Source organism: Nonomuraea harbinensis (assembly GCF_019396385.1).
In the GTDB taxonomy this organism is placed as follows: Bacteria; Actinomycetota; Actinomycetes; order Streptosporangiales; family Streptosporangiaceae; genus Nonomuraea; species Nonomuraea ferruginea.
On the sequence record NZ_JAHKRN010000057.1, the window covers coordinates 15,977 to 39,177 of the forward strand.

The following is a 23,201-nucleotide window of genomic DNA, read 5'->3' on the forward strand; positions in this document are numbered from 1 at the left end:
GCACCGGATTGCAGGGGGCCGGTCCGGTTACTTCTTCGCGGTTCGACGTCCGCGAGCGGGCGCGGCCGGCCGCCAGTTGCGCAGGTCGTCGTCGGTCAGGCCGTGCTCGCCCTGGATCTGCTGCCGGTAGCCGGCGAAGAAGTCGGCCGGGGAGCCGCTGTAGAGCGCGTCGAACTCGTGGTGCCACTGATACAGCCACGGCTGCAGCTCCAGCAGGCCCGCCAGGAACGGAGCGATCTCCTCGCTGGTCAGGGGCTGGTTGGTGAAGTACGTGGCCAGCGCTTGAGCCTGCTCCCGGTGGTCCCAGCCCGCCCATCCGTACAGCTCCGGCAGGCCGGAGGTGGTCGAGGGGTAGGAGGTGAACCGCTCCTTGGGCACATCCAGCTTGCCGCGCGCCCGCCAGTAGGACGCCTTGACAAAGTCGGCCGAGGTGTACTTCGGCGGCACGAGGATCGAGTCGCGGATCTTCCGCTTGGCCGGCTCATCCGGGGCGGCGTCCTCCTGGCGCTGCAGGTCCCAGACGTGCTCCCAGTCGGCGCGCTTCTTCACCCCGCTCGGCTTGTAGCGCAGGGCGGCCAGGAACGGCACGTGTTCGTCGGCCATGAGGTCGGCGACGACGGCCGCCAGTTCGCGGCGGGGGGCGTAGATGCCGGCGACGGAGATGAATTCCTCGTCCCGGGAGAGAGCGTCGATCAGCCTGGGGAGCGTGAGGATGGCGGGCTGGCCGTTCTCGTCGTACCAGTGCTCGCGCTTCTCGATGCGGTCCAGCAGCCAGGAGCGCAGCGCCTTCTCCTGTAGCGCGTCCCACCCTTCGGTGGCCCAGCGCCGCTTGTACTCGGGCCGCTCGATCATCCCGATTGCACGGGAAGATTCGATGGCGTCGATGCGCTTCTGCACGATCTGCTTGTACGGCTCAGGCCAGTGCGCTGGTATCTCCGTGATCGGCTTGGAGCCGTGGCGCTTGAACCACTCGTCGGACACCTCACCCTTGGCCACCTTGCGGGCGAGAACGATCTCGAAGGCCCGCTCACCGAGGACGAGTTCGGGGATGTCGGCCTCGTTCGGCGTGCGCAGGTCCTCGGGGTGAAGGTTATAGAGGGAGTAGACCTGCCAGTCCAACTCCTCCTGGAGGGCTATCACCCGAGAACGGGTGGAAAGCCACTGGTCCTTTGCCCCGCGCAAGACAGCAACAGCGGGGATTCCGACTATGACCACAGCAGACGGGCTAGTAGCGGCTAGCCGCTGGGCGAGAGCATCGAGGGCAATAGCAAGGACAGCGGGATAGTCTTCAGGCAAGGGAAACTCTTCAAGAGTAGTGCCTGTAAACTCATAACGCTCCTCCCAAGCCTCACTTTGAATTCCACGCCCAAGTCCACTCCCACCCTTTGCCTGACTCATCATTTTGAGCCAGAAGCATGCAGTTGAGCTGTTGAGCAGCCCGAGCAACCGCAAATACCCCTCCTCGCGCATCCCCTCCCGTAGCTTGATCACCGGCGCAGACCTGTTGAATACCTTCCCGCCCCGATCCAGTACGAAGTGGTTGTGCGTCGCCACAAAGGCAAACGTGATCGACAGAGGCTTGCGATACCGGCCCGCAACCCATCGGTACCACGCCCACCACGGTTTACCCAGGTCTTGCCGTGTCTGACCGTCAAAATCTGTCGTAGAGCGAAGGTGGCTTCGTGTCGCCCAAAGCAAACGCCCCCACGCGCTCGTCTCATCATAGGGCAACGGGTGGAGATTTAGGTCGTATGGAGCGATAGCGTTCTCGATACAGTGTGTGTTCCAGTCACGGACCACCTCTCCTACAATAAGCGGCCTCGACACGAGGTTACTAATGCCTCGACGACGAAGCGCTTCTGGTGTGCTTATGAAGGCGTCATCCTGGCCAGGAAAGCTGGCGAACCCAATGTCGCGGGACAACACGCTCTTCAGATTTGACGGACAGTTCGCCTGGATCTGCTCGTTAAGCTCCAGACCACCGTCAGCTAGGATCCACGGCTGCTTGCTGAAGTAGCGCTTTCGGCTCAGGTTCTCCACCGAAACCCAACGATTGCCGGGGTCGGATTCGTCAATTTGATCGACAATTGCGCGCCAGACCAGCCCGTTCTCGGCGTTTTCAGGCGCAGACGGCTCCCCCTGAATACCTCGCACTGCCCGGACGGTCTCTCCTCGCATGTGACCGGATCGCCGAGAGCCTATGAGGATGACTGTCGGCGTGCCATGCCCAGGGATATATGCGCCCGAGGTGTCGATGACCTCAATCAATTCCACCTTGTGGGCAAAAAACTCTTCAATTAGCCTAATGCCGAACTCGCGCTTCATGAACGAGTTGGCCGTAATCTGCCCGACCAGGCCATATCCACGTCCGTCGACGTGGCCGCGCTTGGCTAGTTCGAAGAAACGCTCGGCGAACGGTATCGAAAGTGCATACTTGCCCGCGCAAGAATCGTAGAGCTCCCGGTATAGCGCGTTGAGCTTCTTGTCCTTGACCGTGATGTACGGCGGGTTGCCGACCACCACGTGGTAACGCCCCTGTTCCAAGATGCGCGGGTGCTCGTGCACGTCCTCGACGGCGTAGGCGAACTCCACCAGCGGATCACTGGGCACTTCATCGCCAAGCTGCAAGGGGAGCTGCCGCGCCTTTATGAGGGAGTCACCGACCGCGAGATGCATCGGCCAGTCGTACTTGGCCGCCACCGCCAGGGTCCGCATGCCCGCAGCTGCCATCGCGGCGACCAGGAGGCGGAAGCGAGCGATCGCCACCGCGAACGGGTTCACATCCACCCCGTGCACCGAGTCCATCGCGGCCCGTACCCGCTCGTACCGCTCGGCGTCCGGCCGGCGCTCGGCCCAGAGCCGTACCAGTCGCCGGAACGCGCCCAGGACGAAGTGGCCCGACCCGCAGGTCGGGTCGATCATCTTCAACTCCTCGAAACCGAACTCCCGCACCGCCGGTTCCATCGTCCGGTCGAGGATGAACTCCTCCACAAACTCCGGTGTTTGCAGCAGCGCGTACGTCTTGCGCGCCGCCTCAGACAGATCCTGGTACAGGTCGCCCAGGAAGCGGGTGTCCCACCCCGCGGTGCCGTCCTCGCTCAGCGGGTCGGCGAAGTTATGGATGAGCGTGCCGGTCCCGTCTCGCTCCCTCCAGAACTCGACCAGCGTCCGCGCCCCGTCATGCGAGAGCGGGATCTGGAAGAGCGGGTTGTGCACCCGGTCGAACAGCAGCCTGCCCGCCTGGCCCTCGCCCAGCTCCGCGAAGGCACGTTCCAACCAACCGCGATACGTCGGGTCCGGGTCCTCTTCGACGTACGCCTCGTACCGCGCGTGGGCCAGGTCCCGGCGCTCGTCATCCGGAGCCGTCAGGTAGGGCTCGGAGATCAGCATGTTGTCCTCGCAGAACCTCACGAAGACCGTGCCGAGCACCCATGCCACCGCGACCTGGGTGACGCGCTCGTCCAGCCAGGAGGTCCAGGTCGCCGCCGTACGGCCCAGCTTGCGTGCCTGGTCGTATTCGGCGCGCAGCCGCGCCCCAGTCTCCGGCAGGGCCTTGACCTGCTTGGCGAGATCGGCCTCGACCGCCTTGACCTGCTGCTTGAGATCCTCCAACAGAGCCTTGCGGTCGATCATCTCGCCCCTTCCCACGTCTTCTGGTTCTTCGCGCTAGCTCGGTGTTCGTTACGCACCCATGCGTCGGGGAGCTCTATCCACTCCCCCAGCCCTGTCTGGTACGGCACCGCGACCGTGCCCAGCTTCGGCTCACGCCCGGGGTCGCTCTGCGGGCAGAGCAGCCAGAGGCCGCGCAGACCCTGCCGGGCCGCCGCCGCGAGCCGGTCCAGCAAGCCCATCGCGTCGTAGCGGGCGAACACGGCGGCGTCGGTGAGCAGCACCGGGCCGGTGCCCGTCTCCAGCAGTTCGCGCACGCGCGGTTCGATCCGGCCCCAGGCCGTACGGGTGTACTCGGCGAACTTCAGCGCCGCCCGCGTGCCGGGCTCGGCAACGTCCGCGCGGAGGATGGTCTCCCAGGTCGGCTTCGTGCCGGGTGGCACCAGCTCGTGCAGGGCCTGCAGGAACAGCCCGGTCATCGAGACTGCCTCGGCCCCGAACCTGCTGGAGGTGTCGGAGAGCTCGGCAATCGCCTGCCGGGTCAGCCCGGCGCGCACGGTCAGCACCCGGTACCCGTCGCGCCGAGCCGAGACGGTGAGCCGTTCCTCCGCGCGCACCGCGCCCGCGATCTGCGGGTCGTCGGCGTACCGCGTGACGCCGGCGTCGGCCGTGGTGTGCCGCCAGGCGCGCACGGTCAGATAGCTGGAGGCGGTGTCCATGCGCGTGGGCAGGTAGCGCAGGGTCCCGGTGTCCTCACGGGTGGACAGGGTGAGGTCGAATCCGGCGTCCCGCAGGGCCTTGGTCAGGGCTCCTCCGGTCGGCAGGTCGTAGCTGCCCCGGCCGTTGGTCAGCTCGGGGAAGCGGGCGCGTACCCGCTCGTGGATGTCCTCGGCGGTCAGGCCCGGCTGCCGTCCCTCGGGCACGCCGGGGATGAGCCGCACCAGGCCCGCCTGCGTGAGCCTCAGGGCCCGCACCAGCGACAGGTTCCGAGGGTAGATCTCCAGCCGCGGGGTGGCTGCGGCGTTCCGGGAGGCGGCGACGGCCAGTTCGACCACGCGGCGCTCATCCCACTCGATGGTGCCCGCCGGCGGGGTGATCGCTCCCAGCTCGCTCAGTACGGTGGTCGCGGTCGGCAGCGTGTCGAGCTCGGCGAGACGGTCGGCGGCCCGTCCCAGGCGGTGCGCGTAGTCGAGCAGGCCCGGAGCGGACGGGGTATCGGGTGAGTCGTCCTCGCCGACCTCCAAGGCGAGCAGGCCCGCGCCCATCGCCTCGTCCACGGCCTCACGGTTGGCGGCGTGTCTGAACGCGCTCTCCTCCGGGACAAGCTGCTCGACCTCCGCCACGGCGCGTACCGCGGCCAGGGCGAGCGCGCGGCGCTGTTCGCGACCCTTGATGCGGGTGCCGCGCCGCACCGCCAGGGCGTCGGCGATCTCGGCGGCTGAGGCGACCCGGCCGAGTCCTGCCAGCAGGTCCAGGATCTCCTCCCGGAGTGCCTGCACCGCGGGGAGTTTCTTCCACCTGGTCCGCTGACCCTTCAGCATCTGCGGAATGCGTCCATGGCTGAGACCGAGGGCGTCGGCCACCTCCCGCTGCTTCGGCCAGACGCCGATGCCTGGTAGTTCGCCTCGCTCGTCGGGCAGGCGCAGCAGCAGCCGCACCATCTCGGCCTCGTTCTGGTTCGACCCGTTCTTCTTAAGCTCCGGGACCAGCAGCGCGGTGAGGGTGTCGAGGCTGACAGAGCGCAGGGCACGCTGTGGGAGGTCACCCGCGCCCTCGCCGGCGGCGAGGGTGTCCACCAGGGCGGACTCAGTGGCGCTGAGCCGCTGCAGTTCCTCTTGGGCGGCACGGCGGCCCTCCGGCGTGAGCGGAGAAACGGGTGCCTGGCGCAGGCGCTCGCCCCACTCGCGCTGGCGGCGCTGGATCTCGTTGCGCGTCTTGGCACCCAAGCCGGGGGCGTTGACGAGGTTGCGCTGGCTGTAGTCCAGCAGCTCGCCCACCGTCGTCACGCCCAGGCCGTACAGGAACGACTCGGCGGCCGGGCTGAGGCCGGAGGCCGACAGGTGGGTTTCTCGGGTCACCTCGGCGGCGAGCCGGTCACGTTGCTGCTCGGCGGACTCCGGCTCTACGGCTGCGATCACGGCGGTGGTCGGCTCGGCCTCGACAGGTGCCGGATGCCGGGAGCCACGGGGACCGGACGGCGCTGTCTCCGCCAGGTCCAGGAAGATCTTCTTCCAGGCGTCCCGCATCGGCTTGAGGTCCCGGAAGCGTTGTGCGGCGTCCCGGTGAAGGGCCTTGCGGAAGAAGGCGACGAGCCCGTCCCGGATCGCGGGGTCGAACGCGTCAGCGGCGATCGTCGGGTACGACCACTTCTCCGGGTCGGTCTGGCGGGGCGAGACCTTGCCATCACCCCACTTGGGCAACTCACCGGAGGCCATCTCGTGCAGGGTGACGGCGACGGCGTACCGCTCGGCGTGCGCGTCGTACACCGACCGCGTCAACGTCCCGGTGAACGGGTCAAGGTAACCGTCGGTGCCGGCGTCCGTCTCCTGCACCGGGTATCCGGCCAGCGAGAAGTCGATCAGCACCAGCTCGCGGGTGCGGTTGGGGCGGACGCGGATCGCGATGTTGTCCGGCTTGATGTCGCGGTGCCAGACCCCCTCGCCCTCCAGGAAGTCGACCGCGCCGAAGAGGTAGTCGCCGTACGCCTCCAGCTGGTCGATCTGGAGCCGGCCGCTCTCGCGCAACTGCCGCGCTACGGTTTCTTCGCGGCGACGGGTCCCGCCCGAGGCCTCTGCGTTCTCATCCGGGTCGCGTTCGTCGCCGACGTATTCCAGGATGAGGACCGTACGGCCACCGATGGTTAGCGGCTCCGGCTCGACCAGCCGGATGATGCGCGAGTCGGGGCGCAGCCGTCCCATGACCTCGGCTTCGCGAGCCAGGACCTCGCCGCGGCTGTCAGACAGGGCGACTTTCAGCACCGCGAGAGCACGGGCGCCCCGCACGGCCGGATCCGCCCGCAGATCGCGAACGAGGAAGGCGCGACTCGTGGAGCCGGTGCCCAGGCGGCGCCGTACCTCCCAGCGGCCGGCCAGCACGTCGCCCGCGACGGCCTCCAGCGGGTCCTTCTCCGGAACCTGCGCGGCATCGGTGTCGTGAGGGCCCGAGGTGGGAGCGGTCAGCGAGTCCTCGACGCACTCCAGCATCTCCAGGAACTCATCGACCGTGGCAAGCCGCCGCTCCGGCAGGTAGGCGGTGGCTGCCTGCACCAACTCGTCAATGTCCTCCGAGAGCCCGTCCACGATCGCGCTGGGCCTCAGGCCCTCCCCCGCCTCCAGGCGCGCCAGCAGTTCGGCCTGGCTCGCGGCGGGAGGCCGGCTCGTCGCCAGCAGGTAGGTGAGCACGCCGAGCCCGTACACGTCGAGGGCGATCGGGTCGGGGTTCGTCGCGGTCAGCTCAGGCGCAAGGTACGGGTCCGAACCTTCTGACAGGTGGATCGCCGACAGGGCTGTCGGGGCGAATCGCGTCATGCCCTGTGACGGCCCGCTGCCGCTGCGCTGCGTGGCGATCTGCCAATCGGAGATCTGCAGGCGTGGTGCGAGCCAGGCGGCCTCTTCCCCAATGGTCTGGCCCTTGCGGCCCCGGTTGCGGGGAATCACGTGCACGGAGCGGGCGGCCAGCGCACGGTGATGTATTCGACCTGAATGGGCCGAGCGCATCGTCTCGGCGAGCTGCCTGACCAGGGCCATCCGGCCGAGGATGTCGAGCTTGTCGCCGTACTGAACCAGGTACTCGTCCAGGCGGAGGGTCTGCGGGTGGTAGTCGAAGATCAGGGCGGGGCCGGCCGAGTGGCCGGAGGGGTCGTACTGCTTCAGCTGGACGACACCGGGGTGACGGAAGCGGCGCAGGACGGCGGCCTCGCGCCGGGCGGCGTTCTCCACCGACGCGCGGATCGAGGCGTCCGAGCCGCGCTCTCGCAGGTAGATGCGGACGCGAGCCAGCTCGGGCAGTTCGCTGTGGCGGGCCAGGTAGTCGGCCCAAGTCGGGCCGGTGTCGAAGGACTTGCGCTCCAGGAGGTAGGGGCCGACCTTGTACTCCGCGTCGCTGCGGCGGATGCCGACCCGCTCCAGCGCGCCCTTGATCTCGCGAGAGTCGGTGGCAGTGATTCGTCGCCGTTCGTCTCGCGCGGGCTGCTGCAGCATCTCCACGAGCTCGTCGATCGTGTAGACGCCGTTCTGGTCGTGGGCGGGAAGGTGGATCCTGAGCGAGGAGTTCGTGAAGCAGACCGCTGCGGACACCCACACGCGCTTGCCGTACTGCCCCAGCAGCGCCGCCAGCTCCTTGGCCTTTTTGTTCACCAGATGCAGCGGGTTGCCGTGGGGGACGCGGCGGCCATCCTTGGTGGTCTGCACCCAGGTGCCGTTCTCGGTGGTGAGGCTGCCGCGCCAGTCTTTCAGTTCGATCATGTGCACGCCGCCGGGGGTAACCACCAGCAGGTCGACCTCTCGCACGTGGCCTGCGTGCGCGGTGAAGGTGAAGTTCGACCAAGCCCGCCACGGCTCGCCGTCCGGGAGCTTCTTACGGATGGCCTCCAGGCCGCGGCGCTCATGGTCGAACTCGGACTCGGTGACGATGGTCCACCGACCTTCGAGCATGCGCCCCACTCCGCTGTCTTCGCTATGTCCTGCCGGCCGCTGAGCCGACTCCGAGCCAAAGCCCCGATGCTATAGGCGGCCCATAACGTTTCGATGCACGATGAGGAAGAACACCTGGAGACGCACGGCGCCGCTCGCCTGTTCGGAAGGTTTCTGCGTCGGCTCCGCACTGCCCTGTCCGCGAAGAGAGACATTAATGCTTCTCCGTTTCATGAACAACTTGTGACTTATCGTCCCTACAGTTGCGAATCTGGAGAAGGGCGAGACGGACGCGACACCCCTTTGTGGATCGCTCCAGGACGCGCGCCGTCAAGCCAAGGAGACGAGGACGGCATCCCTTGCGCTCTTACAACTGGTGGCAGGACCGGCTCAGCGAAAGGTTCTTCGGGCCCGACCAGGCCGGCCGCCCGTTGCTGTTCTTCGTCGACGATGACGAGGCCGCACGGCTGCATCGAGATGCTTCAGCCACCGGCTCCATCGACGACCTCTGCATCGCCGTCGCGCAGGAGGCCATCGACTGGCATAACCGCGCCTACCGATGGGTCGACCGTGAGACCTCGCTCTGGAGGCGATGCTCCCGGGAGGACCCGCCGCCCTGCCTGCCGCTGCTCGCAGTGTGCGTGCTGGCGGCGACGCACATGCGTGGAGACGGCAACCGCGGCGCTCCCGCCTACTACTCACGCCTGGGCGAACTTCTGCCAGCACCACGTCACGTCCGCCATGTCCAGTCTGAGGAACATCTCAAGCGTGACTACGGAACCGTGAAAGAGCTCTGGGGATGCCTCCATGAGTGGCTGGAGGAGCAAGACGGGTCACGCGGAGTCAGCACCCTGCATGCGTACAAGGGACGCGAAAGGATCGGATACGCCCAGTCACAGGCCCTCATATGCGCGGCCGACCACGACCGGTTGGCCCCGTTCTTCAGAGAGTGCCGAGAGCGGGAGGCCGGCACCATCTTACGGAGGCTACGCCAGTGGAGAGGGAGGAACGGCCTATCCCCGGGATTACGGGAAGCTCTGAGCAGCAATGCTCGGGATAACTTACTTGGGCCGCTGCTGCTCGCCCTGGCTGATTCGACCAAGCACGCCTCTTACGTGCCGAGAGGGCTCAGGCGGCTGCCGCTCCAGATCAATGCCACCGACGATCCCCGCATCGGTTGGACTCTGAAATGGCGGGCGATCCGTGTCCCTGGGGTCACCGAAGACAAGCTGATTCATCATGGCGGGCATGTCACCCTGACGACACGAGACGAAGGCAGCCTGTATGTCCTCTCAGGCGATCTACCCGACCTCCGGCGAGGGCTCCAGGAGGGCGTGACCGCACAAGGCGAGTATCTGTCGATCGCATCCCCCCCACGGCGGCATCCGATCGTCCTCCAAGAGGACCCTCTGGGTGGGTGGACCGAGGTTGCCGCTCCGACCCCGCACACGCCGTCCCTGCTTCTTTTCAATAGGGCGAGTGAGAAGGAAGCCCAGGACCTCGTCCACCAAGCAGGTTTCGAGTGGGAGGAGCCGGAAGAAAGCACCTTGGACGGGTGGTTCGTGGCAGCCGACATCGAGTTCGTCGACCGTGGGAAGACGCCAAGGTCCAGGCTCGCAGGTGGATTGCGCCTGCGGCCCAACAATGAACGACGGCACTATCTCGTGGGCGGTGAACCGGACCTGATACCCCCGCCGGACGTGGCTGTCGTGCGGCTCGACAACAAGCCCATCGCCACTTGGGGAAAGCGAACAGAACTTCGCGGCCGCGGACTTACCGTCGGTGAGCACGTCATCCACGACGGCACCAACCCGCTGACCTTTTACCTGCATGATCCCCAACGCCCCGCTCCTTCTGAATCTGGTGATGTGCTGGCAACGGTCCCCGTCTCCGTTCCCTCCGCCCCTGCTCCCGTCGAGGGTTCCAGGGTGATCGACGCCGAGGGCAACTTCACCGACCTGGGCACGACAGCGAGACTCGGATGGTGGAGCGAGCGTGGAACCGGATTGCGCACCGTTGCGGGGGTGGAGATCCCGCAGTCCGCAGTTTGGCTCGTGGTCGATCACCCGGACGGCAGCGTCGAAGTGCGACTGCTCCGTAAGGAAAAGCCTCGCATCACTCGCATGACCTTGACCATGCGGGAGCGCTGGATTCCAATGTTCACGATCGATCATCCACCCGCGGAGCGGAGACTCTGGATCAACTATCTGCAGGAAGTGTTCTTGAAGGGCCGTAGCTGTGCCTGAGAGTTCCCATGCATTCGATCCGGACCTGCTCGTCGCCTGGCTCGCCGAGGTCGGCTCAGGCCAGATCGATCGGCTGCGCAAGGATGTCGCCTGGGCCGCCAGGGCCGATACGTACAGCGCAACCCGATGGATTGGTCTAATGGAAGATCTGGGGTTCCTCCGCGTCAGCTGGCTCAGTCGGACGTGGGTGGTCGAGCCACAGAGATTTACGTTTCTTCCAGGGACGGTAAGGGTGGCATTGCTCGTCGGCGCCCGCCCCGCTCCCGACTACTGGAAGGGCCTTCCCGGTGCTGTCGTGTACCAAAACCAACCGCAAGAAGGCTGCATTCAGCCGCCGTCAACGGTGTGGTTCCAGGATCACGAAGAACAGGCGAGTGCGGTGCTCGGGGCTCCGCTGACGGCATGCGCGGCGGAACAGATCGCCGGCGCCCTGCCTAAGCTGGAATTGCCCCCTCCGGGACACAGGCCATCGAGGCAAACGGAACTGGCCCTGTTCGATGGTTCATCAGGACGCTTCAAGCCATCAGGGTCGGCCGGATCCCCTCGCGAAGGGCTGTATCGGTATTTCCTGTACGGACGAATCCCCCATTACGCCATCTTCCGAGATCACCACTGGCACGGCGTCGATCGTGATGAGGGAATTCATCTTGTCCTCCCTCCAACGACCTTCCCCTTTCTCTGGAAGGCGGATGGGGACAACCAGCATGGCCTGGGACGGCTGACAGTCAATAATCGCGCTCCTCTGCCCCACAGGCAGCGGAAAGCAGCGGTGCTGTGTACAGGGCTACCACCGCTGAGATCAGCGGACGGTCACGTGTACGACGGGGTGCCGAGGCCGGTCGCAGAGCAGATCGCAGAGTCGTTGCACCGGAAGCTGGAGATTCAATGAGTGAGCTCGATGCGAAGCAGACGTTCGAAGCGTTGCGCGAAGCTTACGTGCGCTACTACGACACGGCGTTCCGGCTTCGGGACCGACGGCTGCGTGATGAGCGGCGAGCGTTGCTCGATGTTCCAGGCGGCATGTACACGGAGCCGTACATAGAGATCCGACCGGAGTATGCGACCACGGGGCGCACACTCGCCGATTCGGTATCGCGGGCGGGAGCCCCTGCCGAACTCGCGGAGTTCGCCCACCTGGGGTTGCTCGGCCCGGGGCGCGAGCTGTACACGCATCAGGAGAGGGCGTTGGTATCGGCGCTCAAGTCCGGTCGGAACGTGGTCGTGACCGCAGGGACCGGCTCAGGGAAGACTGAATCGTTCCTTCTGCCGATCATCTCGGATCTCCTCAAGGAGTCCAGAGCATGGGATGGGACTCCAGGAGAGGTTGAACGTTGGTGGGAGCGTTCAAGCTCACCATATGTACCTCACCGGTCCGGAGAGCGGGGACGTCCCCGAGCCGTCCGCGCCATGGTGCTGTACCCGACGAACGCGCTGGTCGACGATCAGTTGGTCCGGTTGCGCCGGACGTTGGACAGCGAAGCCGTGCGAACGTGGCTCGACGCGAGCAGGAGTGGGCATCGGTTCTATTTCGGTCGGTACACGGGAACGACTCCGGTGCTGGGCAGACCAGAACAGGCGGGAGCGGTCGACGAACTGCGGGCGTTCATGCGTGAGGCGGATAAACGGCATTATCAAGCAGCGAAAGCTGATGCCGAGGCACCTCGGCCTGACAAGGGAACCCGGTATTTCGCCCCCCGGCCAGGTGGGGCGGAGATGCTGTCGCGGTGGGACATGTACGATGCGCCGCCAGACCTTCTCATCACGAACCACTCGATGCTGAACATCATGCTGCTGCGAGATCGTGATGAGGGCTTCTTCACCGAGACCCGCAGATGGCTTTCTCAGTCCCCCGAAGCTCGGTTTACCCTTGTTGTCGACGAGTTGCACATGCACCGGGGTACTGCCGGCACCGAGGTCGCCTACCTCATCCGGAACCTCAGGCAGCGGCTGGGAATCATGGATGATCCGGAGCGGCTCAGGGTCATCGCGACGACGGCGTCGCTGGATTCCGATCGCGAGCGGGACCGGAAGTTCCCCGAGGAGTTCTTCGCGGTCAGCCAGGGTTCGTTCGACTTCATCCCTGGAGAGTTGATCGCGGGCGGCGGTCGTACGGTCCCGCTGAGCGACGCCACGCCCTCCCCTGGGGAGAAGATCCGCGCCCATCTGTTTTTTCGCAACGTCGCCGGAATGTGGGCATGCTCGGATCCGTCATGCCCGGACATTCCTGGCCGCGGATACGAGGGTCGCAGCGTCGGCCGATTGTACGCGCAACCACGGACGTTCTGCGACTGCGGTGCACGGGTGCTGGAAATGCTGTTCTGCCGGTCATGCGGAGACGTCTTCCTCGGCGGCTACGCCCCGCGGGATGCATTCGACCGGCCTGGCTTCGAATCACAGCTACTGCCGGACACGCCCGACCTGTCGAGGGTCCCCGATCTGGCGCGGCCGGACCGTACCGCCCATAACTACGTCGTGTACTGGCCCCGCACAAACAAGCAGCAGGCGAACGACAACGATTCGTACCAACGGGGAAAGGGCGCGTTGACCTTCTCCTTCCGGCGTTCTTCCTTGGACCCGAGATCCGGCACACTCGTGAATCGTGAGGAGGGCGCGACCGGCTGGAGCTTCCACATCAACTCCGCCAAGAATCCGAAGACAGGGGAGCCTCAGGTCGAGCTCGACAAGTTCTCCCCTTTCCCGTCCAGCTGTCCCGCATGCGCCAGCAATTGGGAGCGGACACGAGACCGCTCCGGCACCCCCCTTCCCCTCGACCACCCCGACCGGCAATCCTCTCCCATCAGCGCCATGCGTACGGGTTTTGAGAAGGTTAACCAGGTCCTTTCAACGGAACTGGCGACCCAGTTCGCGACAGTTGAAGAACGGAAACTTGTCGTCTTCTCCGACAGTCGGCAGAACGCCGCGAAACTCTCTGCTGGTGTCGCCCTGCGCCACTACCAGGACCTGGTGAGAATTTTCGCTTTGCAGGGCACCCAGGAAAACTCCATCAGCGACGACGATGTCGCCCGTGCCCGTGCCTCGAATGCACAAGCTGACCTTGACAGGCTCAAGGCGAAGGATCCGGACGCGTTGAAGGACCTGAGGCTGGCCTGGCTTGACGGCGACGAGGAGGCCGCGGCGGTCGCCACGGCGAAGCTCACAGCCCCGCTCCGCCTCGATTTCCTCGCCAAGACGGCCATCCACCGGCAGCTGATGATACTCGGAGTGAACCCCGCGGGGCCTCGGCCTTCAGTGCAGCAGCCAGGTGGAACCGACTGGCATACCCTCTACGACTGGAGGACCGAGCCACCACGCCTCATTCCCGGGCTCTCTGACGGGCTCCGTGACACCGTTCTGAACGCCGAGGATGACCTTTTGGAAAACGTCGTGGAGGCGCTCTTCTCCGGTTCAAATCGTGATTTCGAATCACTCGGGATGGGGCGGATTGACGCCATCACTCCCCCCAAGAAGACGACAATCGAGGGCCTCGGTCAGGCCAGTCTGCGGATCCTCGCCGAGCTACGGCGCTTCCCCAATTTGCGGGACCCGTACCCCACTGGCGTTCCCCCGCGATTGAGAAACTACTGGAAGAAAGTAGCGGCACTCCACGGCTTCGATCCGGGGGACGTACGGGACCAGGCAGAGGCTTACTGGCGGGGCATCGTCACCGACTTTCTCATTGACCCTGCAAAGGTCGCGATCCATCCTTCAGGAGAGAAGGCGTGGCACTGTGGGACCTGCGATCGTCAGCATCTCACGCCCAGCGCCGGGATCTGCACAGGCTGCAATTCACGACTCCACGCTGAACCGCAGCCGCTCCGACCCGCTGAAGATGACTACTACGGATGGAAGGCCCAAACTGGATCAGGAGCGTTTCGATTGAACTGCGCGGAGCTGACCGGGCAGACCCGCCGCGTGGAGGCGCAACGACGACAGGCGAGGTTCCAAGGAGTTTTCCTCGATGATGAGCAGCCTCGGGTGCACGGCCTGGATCTGCTCTCGGTGACCACCACGATGGAGGCGGGAGTCGATATCGGACAGCTATCCGCCGTCGTTATGGCGAACATGCCGCCGACTCGCTTCAACTACCAGCAGCGCGTCGGCCGAGCCGGCCGACGCGCGTCACCGGTCGCGGTTGCCCTTACTGTCTGCCGTGGACGGAGCCATGACGAGCACTACTTCCGCAATCCTGCAGCGGTGACCAATGATCCCGTTCCCGCTCCCTATCTGGCGCTGAATCGACCGGAGATCCTCGAGCGAGCCGTCGCGAGCGACACCCTCCGCATGGCGTTCGCGGAGACGGGTCTGTCGAGTACCAGCCGTTTCTCCGGGGTCCATGGCCAGTTCGGCACCGCCACCGATTGGCCTGATGTCGAGTCAGCCATCCGTCGGTGGTGTCGGGAAAATCTGGATCGGATCGCTTCGAGCGGTGCCGCGTTCACGGCTTTCACTGCGCTCTCGCCCGAGCAGTTCGATGAGGCCTGGGTGGAGCAGTTGCTCGACCGTGTCGGAGATCTTGCTGCCCGGACAGGTGAGACTGATGATCTCGGCGAGCGGCTCGCACATCTTGGCGTGCTTCCCATGTTCGGGTTCCCCACCCGTGTCCGGAACCTTTACCTGAGACGCCCTGAACGCTCGTATCCATGGCCGCCGGAGGACACCATCGATAGGGACATCGCGCTTGCGGTGTCCTCGTTCGCTCCCGGTAGCGAGATCGTCAAAGACGGCCAGGTTTTCGCGGTGGTAGGTGTCACCGATTTCGTCCCTGCCACTCGCGGTATACCGGCTGAAGTCGCGCAGCCACTTGGTAGCTCTCGGCCGGTCGGCCTGTGCCCTGACTGCAACCACCTGGGCGACGGCGTCGAAGGCCCATGCTTAATGTGTGGTTCGTCCCGGTTCCGAGTCGTCGATCTGCGAGAACCTGCAGGTTTCCGAGCCGGTCCTCCACGGGACTTCGACGGGAATTTCTCCTGGTCGGCTCGGATGGTGACCGCCCGCGCTACCACCAATTTGCAGACGCTGCGCCACAGGGCGTGGCGTGCTGCCGATCTGTATACGGGTCCGGGAGAGCGCTACATCGTCAACGACAATGACGGTAGCAATTTCACCTTCCGTAGGGTCAATGCAGGCAAGTGGGGCGGGTACGTCGTGCAGAACGTCGACCCGGTGGTGGAGCGTGGCTTCGGGGAGCCGGTACGGGCCGCGTTGGGTGCCGTTCTTCCCACGGACTTCCTGTTCATCGGTCCTCAGGCGACCACGGATCCCACGCAAGGGCTTCGGCTGGGGTTGCAGGAGCCCAGGCCCAGGTTCCGATCTGACCTCCATCAGGGCCGACGTGCTGCCTGGTACTCTCTGGCGTTTCTCCTGCGTACCGCCGCCGCGGAGTTCCTTGACGTCGATCCGCGCGAACTCATCGCGGGTGTGCACCCTGGCCCTCATAGGGACGGGACGGCGCTGTATGCCTTTCTTGCGGATGGGCTAGAGAACGGTGCGGGGTTCAGCACCCATCTCGGCGAAGTCGCCCCCGAGTTCGCCGAACACGTCGCCAGCTTTCTCAAGGATCTCGCAGTTCCCGAACATGCCGACGTATGCCAGACGTCGTGCTACGGCTGCCTGCGCGACTACGAGAACATGGTGTTCCATCCGCTGCTGGACTGGCGGCTCGGTGCGGACCTCTTCGCTGTCCTTTCCGGGGAGCAACTGGTCCACGCCGACTCAGCCGTGAAGCGTGAACGACTGTCCCTTGAAGGGCTACGGGCGCTGTACGACGGTACGTTTATTCTTCCGGACGCCGGCGTCATAGGGATGAAGGCGCGTCGTATACCCTATGCGGTCGTATCCCGTCACCCTCTTGAGGCTTGCGAAGAGGGCCTTTCCAGCCCTCGTCTAAAGGTGGCACTCGATGTGGCGCTGGCTTACGCAGGTGACCCATCGAGAGTCGTGGTCACGGACTGGTTCACGGCGGAGCGGAGCCCTCTCCTGATCATCCAACAGATCAGCACCGGTCGTAGACGAGCCAACAGCCGATAGGGCACCTGGGCTCGTTTCGGAGGACTGGAGACCCGCAGACCAGCGTTCTTACTCCTTCGTGGCTGTCCCTTCGTTCCGCGTAGTTCAGCGGCCTGGAGTTACGAATTTGGGGCCTGACCTGCGTGGACATGGGTCAGGGCGCTGAGTGGCGTTTCTCCAGGCACTGGTGTTCGTGTTGGTCAGCGGGGCGCGGTTCGACCCAACCCCATCGAGTCCACTTCGCCACCGTCCGGCACCGCACCAAGGTCACCACGGGGCCGGGCTCCCGCGTGGCCGGGCTCGCGATGGCCTTGGCCCGAGGAATCACCGGCCGTCGATAACCCGGCAATAACCGCTCAAAGATCTTGATCCACAGGTCTTGACGATTGCTCGGTCCCAGAGGAGTCACCCTAGCGATAGAGCCGTCGACGACGCTGACGGTCCACCTCAGCAAAGGAGTTCGGTCACGGTGCCCCGGCGTCACTTGCAGCGACTGCACTGCTGCTGATCAGTACGGACCGTAAGCGGACCTATCGTGGAGCATCATGCAGATGAACCGGGTCGCCATCGTCGGGTCTGGTGGGAGCGGCAAGTCCTATGTGGCCCGCGAGTTCGGATGTCTGCTGGATGCGCCGGTCACCCACCTGGACGCCGTCTACTACGACGACGCGTGGAACCCGCTGCCGCCGGAAAAGTTCGAAGCCGCCCAGCGCGAGCTGGTCGCGCTACCGCGCTGGGTGATCGACGGCAACTACAACTCCTCGCTGCACATCCGGCTGCAAGCCTGCGGCGTCTACAACCGCATCCACTGGGGCGTGATCACCTACGTCGCCACCTACCGGCGACGCATGCGCCCCAAGTGCTGGCCAAGATCAACGAGATCGCCGCAGGCAAGCAGGTGGTGCTCCTGACCAGCCGTACCCAGACCCGCCGGTGGCTGGAACAGGTAGCCGCCAACCGCTGACCGCGCCGCGGCGGCGTCAACAGGCCAACTCTATGGCCTGGCCCACATCATGCACGAAGAGGGAGCCAGGTCAGTCCGAGAAAGCGGTCCTCAGCGTTTGCGGGCCACACCGCCCAAGACACGTACCCGCCCAGGGATGAAGTCATCGGCGAGGCCGTCCGGTTGCCAGCGCTGCACATCGACCATGCCCGGCGGCAGCAGTTCCCAGTCCGGCTGGTCGAAGAAACGGGCGATCTCCTCCACCGTCCGGTACGTGATCGGGTTGCTGAGGTTGTTGGAGTTGGTCGCCATCAGAATCTTGTACAGCTCCGGGTCCACGTCGGTCCTGCTGACATGGGAGAAGATCAGGTAACTGCCTGCCGGCGCGGCCTCCATCAACCGGTAGACCACGCCGTAAGGGTCATCGGCGTCGGGCACGAAGTGCAGCACCGAGCACAGCACGACCGCCCACGGCTGGGCGGGGTCCAGATGCCGCGTGGTCTCGGGGTGGCTGAGGATGCCGTGCGGGTCACGGACGTCGGCCTGGATGTACCGGGTTCGGTCATCGCCGATGATCAACGCCTGGGCCTGCGGCAGCACGCTCGGGTCGTTGTCGACGTAGACAGTCCGCGCAGATGGGGTGACCGACTGGGCGATCTCGTGCACGTTCTCCTGGGTGGGCAGGCCGGAGCCGATGTCCAGGAACTGGTTCACGCCCTGTTCGGCGAGGAAGCGGATGGCGCGGATCAGGAACTGCCGGTTGGCCGTGGCGATGGTCTTGATCTCGGGCGCGTAGGTCAGTCCCCGTTCGGCCGCGTCCCTGTCGACCTGGTAGTTGGTGGTGCCGCCCAGGAAATAGTCGTACATGCGGGCGGGAGAGGGAGAGGACATCTCTTCGTCGGGCTGTTGCGTGCGCACGCCACTCCTCGAGTCACAGGGTGATTTTCTCTGACATCGGGCCCGTCAAGATCATAGTGAGATCCCGTACGAATTGGCGAGAAGATCTTCCGCAATCGGCTTGTGATCGAATTTATCGATCCCACACGCTGACCGGCGGTTCGCGACCGAGAGTCACCCCGATCAACACCTCACCGCAACGGGTCCAACACCGGCCCTCCCTACCTTGCGGCAGGTGACCACCGAGGTAACGAGTAGCCCGTTCACCGTCGCCGACTCGCACGCCCCGCTGGGCTTGACCCACCAACCACAGTACGTAGCTAGCAAGCCTCCAACCACACCAGATACACGAGAGCGGCCGAGCTCGGCCGGCCGCCCCATGAGCCAGGCCCGTCCCGGCCTCCACCCCACCCGGGGCGGGCCTGCCAAACGCGGCAGCCACCGCGCGCGAAACCGCCGCGGACTGTTGCTCACCGCGTCCTGCACCGCCATGGCGGTGATCATGGCTGATGCGGGGGTGACCACGCTGGTGGTCGGCGAGCTGGCGACCGACCCGACGGCCGATCAGGTGACGGCGTCCCAGCTCACCTGGGTCAACGTCATCAACTTCGCGGCCATCGCGGCGCTGCTGGTGGCCGCGGGCCGCTGGGCCGATGCGCTCGGCCGACGCGGCGTGCTCGCGGCGGGGGTGGTGCTGTTTGGCCTGGGAGCCGTCGCGGTCGCGTGGGCAGGAAACTGGCCCCTGCTGCTGGGCGGACGGCTCCTCCAGGGGATCGGTGCGGCGATGATGTTGCCGACCTCACTCGCGCTGCTGCTGGGGGAAATACCTCCTGCCCGCCGCCGTGGTGCACTGGCGATCTGGAGTGGCTGCTCCGGACTGGGCGTCACGGTGGCACAGGCCGGTGGCGGTGTGCTGATCGCCGCTCACGGGTGGCGGGTCGCCTACCTGTGCAGTGCGGGGCTGGCGATCATGCTGCTTGCGGTCGTCCCGCTGCTGCCGAACAACCAGACACGGACGGCCCGGCCCGAGGTGGCGGACACGCTCGTGCCCGCCGCCGGGATCGCGGCCGCGGTGCTGGCCATCTGGCAGGGCGGCGAATGGGGCTGGACCTCGCCGCAGACCGTGGGCTGCATGGCGGTCGCCATGGCGGCGGCGGCCGTCAAGCTGGCGATCTCGCTTCGCCCCGCTGGGAACGGGCACGCGCTTCGGCACCGTCCGAAGATGGCCGCCAGCACGATCGCATCCGCGCTGTTCGGAGCGGTGCAGTACACGGTCCTGGTGATGACTCCGCTGTACCTGCAGCAGATCCACGAGTTGGAGGTCGCGGAGGCGGGTTGGTGCCTGATCTCGATCTCGCTGGCGGTCCTCATCGCCGCGCCGCTGGCCGGCAGGCTGGGTCGGCGGCGCGGCACCACTGCGGTGATCTATACAGGGGCGATCGCCGTGGTGGCCGGGTGCACGCTGTTGCTGGGCATCGGCGAGCTGTCGGCCGGGATGGTGCTCGCGCTGGCGACCATCGGTGCCGGGATCGGTGCGCTGGCCACGGGCACCTTCACGGCGGGCACTCTGACGGCCGAACCACAGCAGTTCGCCACGGCGGCCGGTGCTGTGACCGCAGCTCGCATGGTCGGTGGGGCGCTGGGAGTCGCGGGCTCGTCCATCTTGCTGGAACACCCCGTACTTTCCGGTCCGCCCGCCGGTTTCACCGCGGTGCTCGTCGCTGTCATCGCCGTCGCCTCGCTCCTGGCGGCCGCCGCCGTCTTCACCGCGCTGCGCGCCGCCCGAGGAGCCCATTCCCGGGAGAACACGAGGCGCGTCCCAGCCGAGCAGGAGGTGCAGGAGTTGCACCGGCTGCTGGCCGAACTGCGCGCCGCCCTCATCCAGGTGCGCAGCGAAGCCGACTACGAGCTGTCCCGGCTGACCTCCGGCGTCCGCCCTGCGTACTCGTTGTCCCTTCACTCATAGGAGAACCACATGCACTCCCGCCGACACCCCGGCGACCTGCTGGCCTTCCCTCTCCCCCGCCCCGCCTCCGATGCGCCCATCGAGGTGACCACCGCGCGCATCCCCGTGCTCAACGTGGCGTCCGCCGACCGGCTGTGCCGGCTGCACCACGTCCGCAACGTCTGCCAGAACGCCATCACCGCCATCGACGCGGCGCTCAACGGTGAGGGCGGGACGGAATGACCGAGCATGTCGCGGGAATCACCGGCCGCGTCGCGCTGGTGACCGGAGCCGCGCAGGGTATCGGCGCAGCGATCTGCGCCCGGCTCGCCGCCGCCGGTGCCCAGGTCGGCGCGCTGGACGTTCAGTACGGCCCGCTACAGGACCTCCCGCACGTAACGGCCTTCCCGTGCGACGTACGGGACCCGTACACGGTGGAGGCCGCGGTCCGATCCATCGAGCAGGAGCTCGGCCCGGTGGCCATCGTGGTCAACGTCGCCGGCGTGCTCCGCCACGGCCCGCTGGTACAGCTGAGCGAGCACGACCTGTGCGAGCTGTTCGAGGTCAACACCCTCGGCACGATCCGGATCTGCCGAGCGGTGGCCGAGCCGATGGTGCGACGCCGCCAAGGCACGATCGTCAACATCGCCTCCAACGCCGGCCACGCGCCGCGCATCGGCCTGGCCGCCTACGGCGCGTCCAAGGCCGCCATCGTCGCCTTCACCCGACACCTCGCGCTGGAACTGGCTCACGCCGGCATCCGCTGCAACAGCATCTCGCCCGGATCAACCGACACGGCCATGCTGTCCGCGCTCACCAGCGCCGACCGAGCGATCGCGGGCGACCCCGACCGATTCCGGCTGGGCATCCCCCTGGGCCGCGTCGCGCAACCGGCCGACATCGCCGAGGCCGTGCTCTGGCTGGCCTCCGAGCAGGCCCGCCACATCACCATGCAGGACCTCGTCGTCGACGGCGGCGCGAGCCTGACCGGGTGACGCCCTCCGCCTTCCCTTGCGAAAGGAACCTCCACCGTGACCGTGTCCACGCCGCCGCTGATCCCCATGCGCACTCCGGTGCCCGGCGACGCCCCCGTACCCCTGTCGATCGACATCACCCCGTCCACTTTGGTGATGAGCACTCCAGCCCATCTACTGCTGGCGGACGACAACGATGAGCAGGCGCCGCTGACCGGCCCGCTGACGGCGCTGGCCAGCCAGGTCGCCACCACGCTGCACCAGCCCGGCATGGTCGCTGCCGGACTGATCTCCTTCGACGCCACGTCCTCCCGCCTGGCGCTGTGCAGCGCTCCCCGCTGGGCAGATCCGCTGCTCGCTCCGTACTGCTTCGGCTGCCGCCACCCGTCCTGGACGCTCAAGGCCGAACCCGAACCGGCTGCCTACCTGGCGGCGGTGCGGCAGGCCCAGGAGATGATCAAAGCCGGGCCGCTGCACAAGGTGGTCCTGGCGCGCACCATGGTCCTGGAGGCGGACCGCCCGCTCACGGTAAAGGAGCTGCTCGCCCACTTACCGGGCCCCAACGCGCGGTACGTGTACGCCGCACCGACCGGTGAGGACACCTGGCTGATCGGCGCCAGCCCCGAGTTACTCGTCTCCCGTCACGGCCGGACAGTTGCCACCACCCCGATGGCCGGCTCGGCGCCGCGTAGTTTCGATCCGACCGTCGATCAGGCCCGCGCGCTGGCCCTGCAGGGCTCGGGCAAGGACCTGCAGGAGCACCGGCTGGTGGTCGACGCCGTCGCCCGGGCGCTCGCGCCGTTCTGCGAGCACCTGTACGTCCCGGCCCGGCCGCAGCTCACCGCCACGTCCACCATGTGGCATCTGAGCACGCCGATCACCGGGCGACTACGCGATCCGGGCACGTGCAGCCTGACGCTGGCCGCCGCCCTGCATCCCACTCCGGCGGTGTGCGGTACTCCCGAGAACCTGGCCCGCGAGGTGATCGGCGCGCTGGAGCCGGTCGAGCGCGGCTTCTACGCCGGGCTGGTCGGCTGGCAGGACGCGGCGGGTGACGGCGAATGGGCGCTGGCGCTGCGCTGTGGCGCCGTGTCCGGCAACACGCTGCGCCTGTACGCGGGAGCGGGCATCGTCGCCGGTTCCGAGCCGGAAGCCGAGCTGGCCGAGACCAGCGCGAAGTTCTCCACTCTGCTGCGCGCACTGCGCGTCCACACCGACCTGTGAACCCGAACTGAAAAGGAGCTGTCGTGGCGATCCCCGCCATTGCCCCCTACATGCTGCCCGCCCTGCCCGACAACCGGCTGAACTGGACGTTGGAGGCGGATCGCGCCGTGCTGCTCATCCACGACATGCAGCACTACTTCCTGCGCCCCTACGAGATGGACGCCTCCCCCATCGCTGACGTGCTGTCCAACCTGCTGTCCATCCGGCGGCGCTGCGCCGACCTGGGGGTGCCCGTCGTCTACACCGCCCAGTCAGGCTCTCAAGACCCCGCCGACCGCGGGCTGCTGGCCGATCTGTGGGGTCCCGGCCTGACCGATTCCAAGTCGGACACCGACATCTGCGCCCCGCTCATGCCCGAGCCCAGCGAGATCCTGCTGGCCAAGCACCGCTACAGCGCCCTGGTACGCAGCCCGCTGGCCGGCCTGATGCGCAACTCCGGCCGGGACCAGCTGCTGATCGGCGGCGTCTATGCCCATATCGGCATCCAGGCGACCGCGGTCGACGCCTTCAGCAACGACATCAAGCCCTTCGTCCTCGGCGACGCGATCGCCGCCTTCAACGCCGATGACCACCGGGCCGCGCTGACCTACATGGCCCGGCACTGCGCCCGGGTGGAAGCCACCCGTGAGGTGATCCGAACGCTGAGCGGCCGCGTGGCGCCTTCCTTGATCAACCCGCTGGCCTGACGCGAGAGGCACTTTCTCATGTTCATCTCTCATGTGGTGA

12 protein-coding genes are annotated in these 23,201 nt (G+C 66.4%); 9 read left to right on the forward strand and 3 right to left on the reverse strand.

From position 1 onward, the window contains the following. Nucleotides 1-27 precede the first annotated feature (27 nt). Both pglX and pglW read right to left on the reverse strand, forming a co-directional pair. Nucleotides 28-3,633 carry a BREX-2 system adenine-specific DNA-methyltransferase PglX gene (gene pglX / locus KME79_RS37715; RefSeq protein ID WP_219550274.1) on the reverse strand — a complete coding sequence of 1,202 codons (3,606 nt, stop codon included), beginning with the start codon at nt 3,631-3,633 and terminating at the stop codon, nt 28-30. Further along, entirely contained in the window at nt 3,630-8,261 is a 4,632-nt protein-coding gene (pglW, locus tag KME79_RS37720; RefSeq protein WP_219550276.1) for a BREX system serine/threonine kinase PglW, read from the reverse strand. Before pglW ends, pglX begins: the two co-directional genes overlap by 4 nt. A gap of 338 nt (nt 8,262-8,599) precedes the next feature. Here pglW and KME79_RS37725 point away from each other — a divergent pair, with 338 nt between their 5' ends. From KME79_RS37725 to KME79_RS37740, 4 genes are all read left to right on the forward strand, one after another. After that, nucleotides 8,600-10,486, forward strand: coding sequence for a hypothetical protein (locus KME79_RS37725; protein WP_219550278.1), 1,887 nt, complete (start codon nt 8,600-8,602; stop codon nt 10,484-10,486). Next, on the forward strand, nt 10,479-11,375 hold the full coding sequence (locus KME79_RS37730) for a hypothetical protein (protein WP_219550280.1): 897 nt from the start codon (nt 10,479-10,481) through the stop codon (nt 11,373-11,375). Before KME79_RS37725 ends, KME79_RS37730 begins: the two co-directional genes overlap by 8 nt. Continuing rightward, nucleotides 11,372-16,513, forward strand: coding sequence for a DEAD/DEAH box helicase (locus KME79_RS37735; protein WP_219550282.1), 5,142 nt, complete (start codon nt 11,372-11,374; stop codon nt 16,511-16,513). Before KME79_RS37730 ends, KME79_RS37735 begins: the two co-directional genes overlap by 4 nt. Nucleotides 16,514-17,037: 524 nt before the next feature. Continuing rightward, entirely contained in the window at nt 17,038-17,403 is a 366-nt protein-coding gene (locus tag KME79_RS37740; RefSeq protein WP_246641102.1) for a P-loop NTPase family protein, read from the forward strand. 143 nt (nt 17,404-17,546) lie between these two features. Here the strand turns inward: KME79_RS37740 and KME79_RS37745 are convergent, their stop codons facing one another. Then, nucleotides 17,547-18,353 (reverse strand): SAM-dependent methyltransferase, encoded by an 807-nt coding sequence (locus KME79_RS37745; protein ID WP_219550284.1) that lies wholly within the window; start codon nt 18,351-18,353, stop codon nt 17,547-17,549. Nucleotides 18,354-18,822: 469 nt separating this feature from the next. Between KME79_RS37745 and KME79_RS37750 the strand changes: the two genes are divergently transcribed. Genes KME79_RS37750 through KME79_RS37770 form a run of 5 tightly spaced genes read left to right on the forward strand, consistent with a single transcriptional unit; the run spans nt 18,823 to nt 23,161 of the window. Next, entirely contained in the window at nt 18,823-20,298 is a 1,476-nt protein-coding gene (locus tag KME79_RS37750; RefSeq protein WP_219550286.1) for an MFS transporter, read from the forward strand. A gap of 9 nt (nt 20,299-20,307) precedes the next feature. Continuing rightward, nucleotides 20,308-20,520, forward strand: a complete 213-nt coding sequence (locus KME79_RS37755; protein ID WP_219550288.1) for a hypothetical protein — start codon at nt 20,308-20,310, stop codon at nt 20,518-20,520. Next, the gene (locus KME79_RS37760) at nt 20,517-21,272 is read left to right on the forward strand and encodes an SDR family oxidoreductase (protein WP_219550290.1); all 756 of its coding nucleotides are present in this window, start codon (nt 20,517-20,519) and stop codon (nt 21,270-21,272) included. The genes KME79_RS37755 and KME79_RS37760 overlap by 4 nt, the downstream gene beginning before the upstream one ends. A gap of 36 nt (nt 21,273-21,308) precedes the next feature. Beyond that, nucleotides 21,309-22,475, forward strand: a complete 1,167-nt coding sequence (locus tag KME79_RS37765; protein ID WP_308249197.1) for an isochorismate synthase — start codon at nt 21,309-21,311, stop codon at nt 22,473-22,475. Between the two features lie 23 nt (nt 22,476-22,498). Beyond that, complete coding sequence (locus KME79_RS37770; protein ID WP_219550292.1) at nt 22,499-23,161, forward strand: isochorismatase family protein; 663 nt, start codon at nt 22,499-22,501, stop codon at nt 23,159-23,161. Nucleotides 23,162-23,201 lie beyond the last annotated feature (40 nt).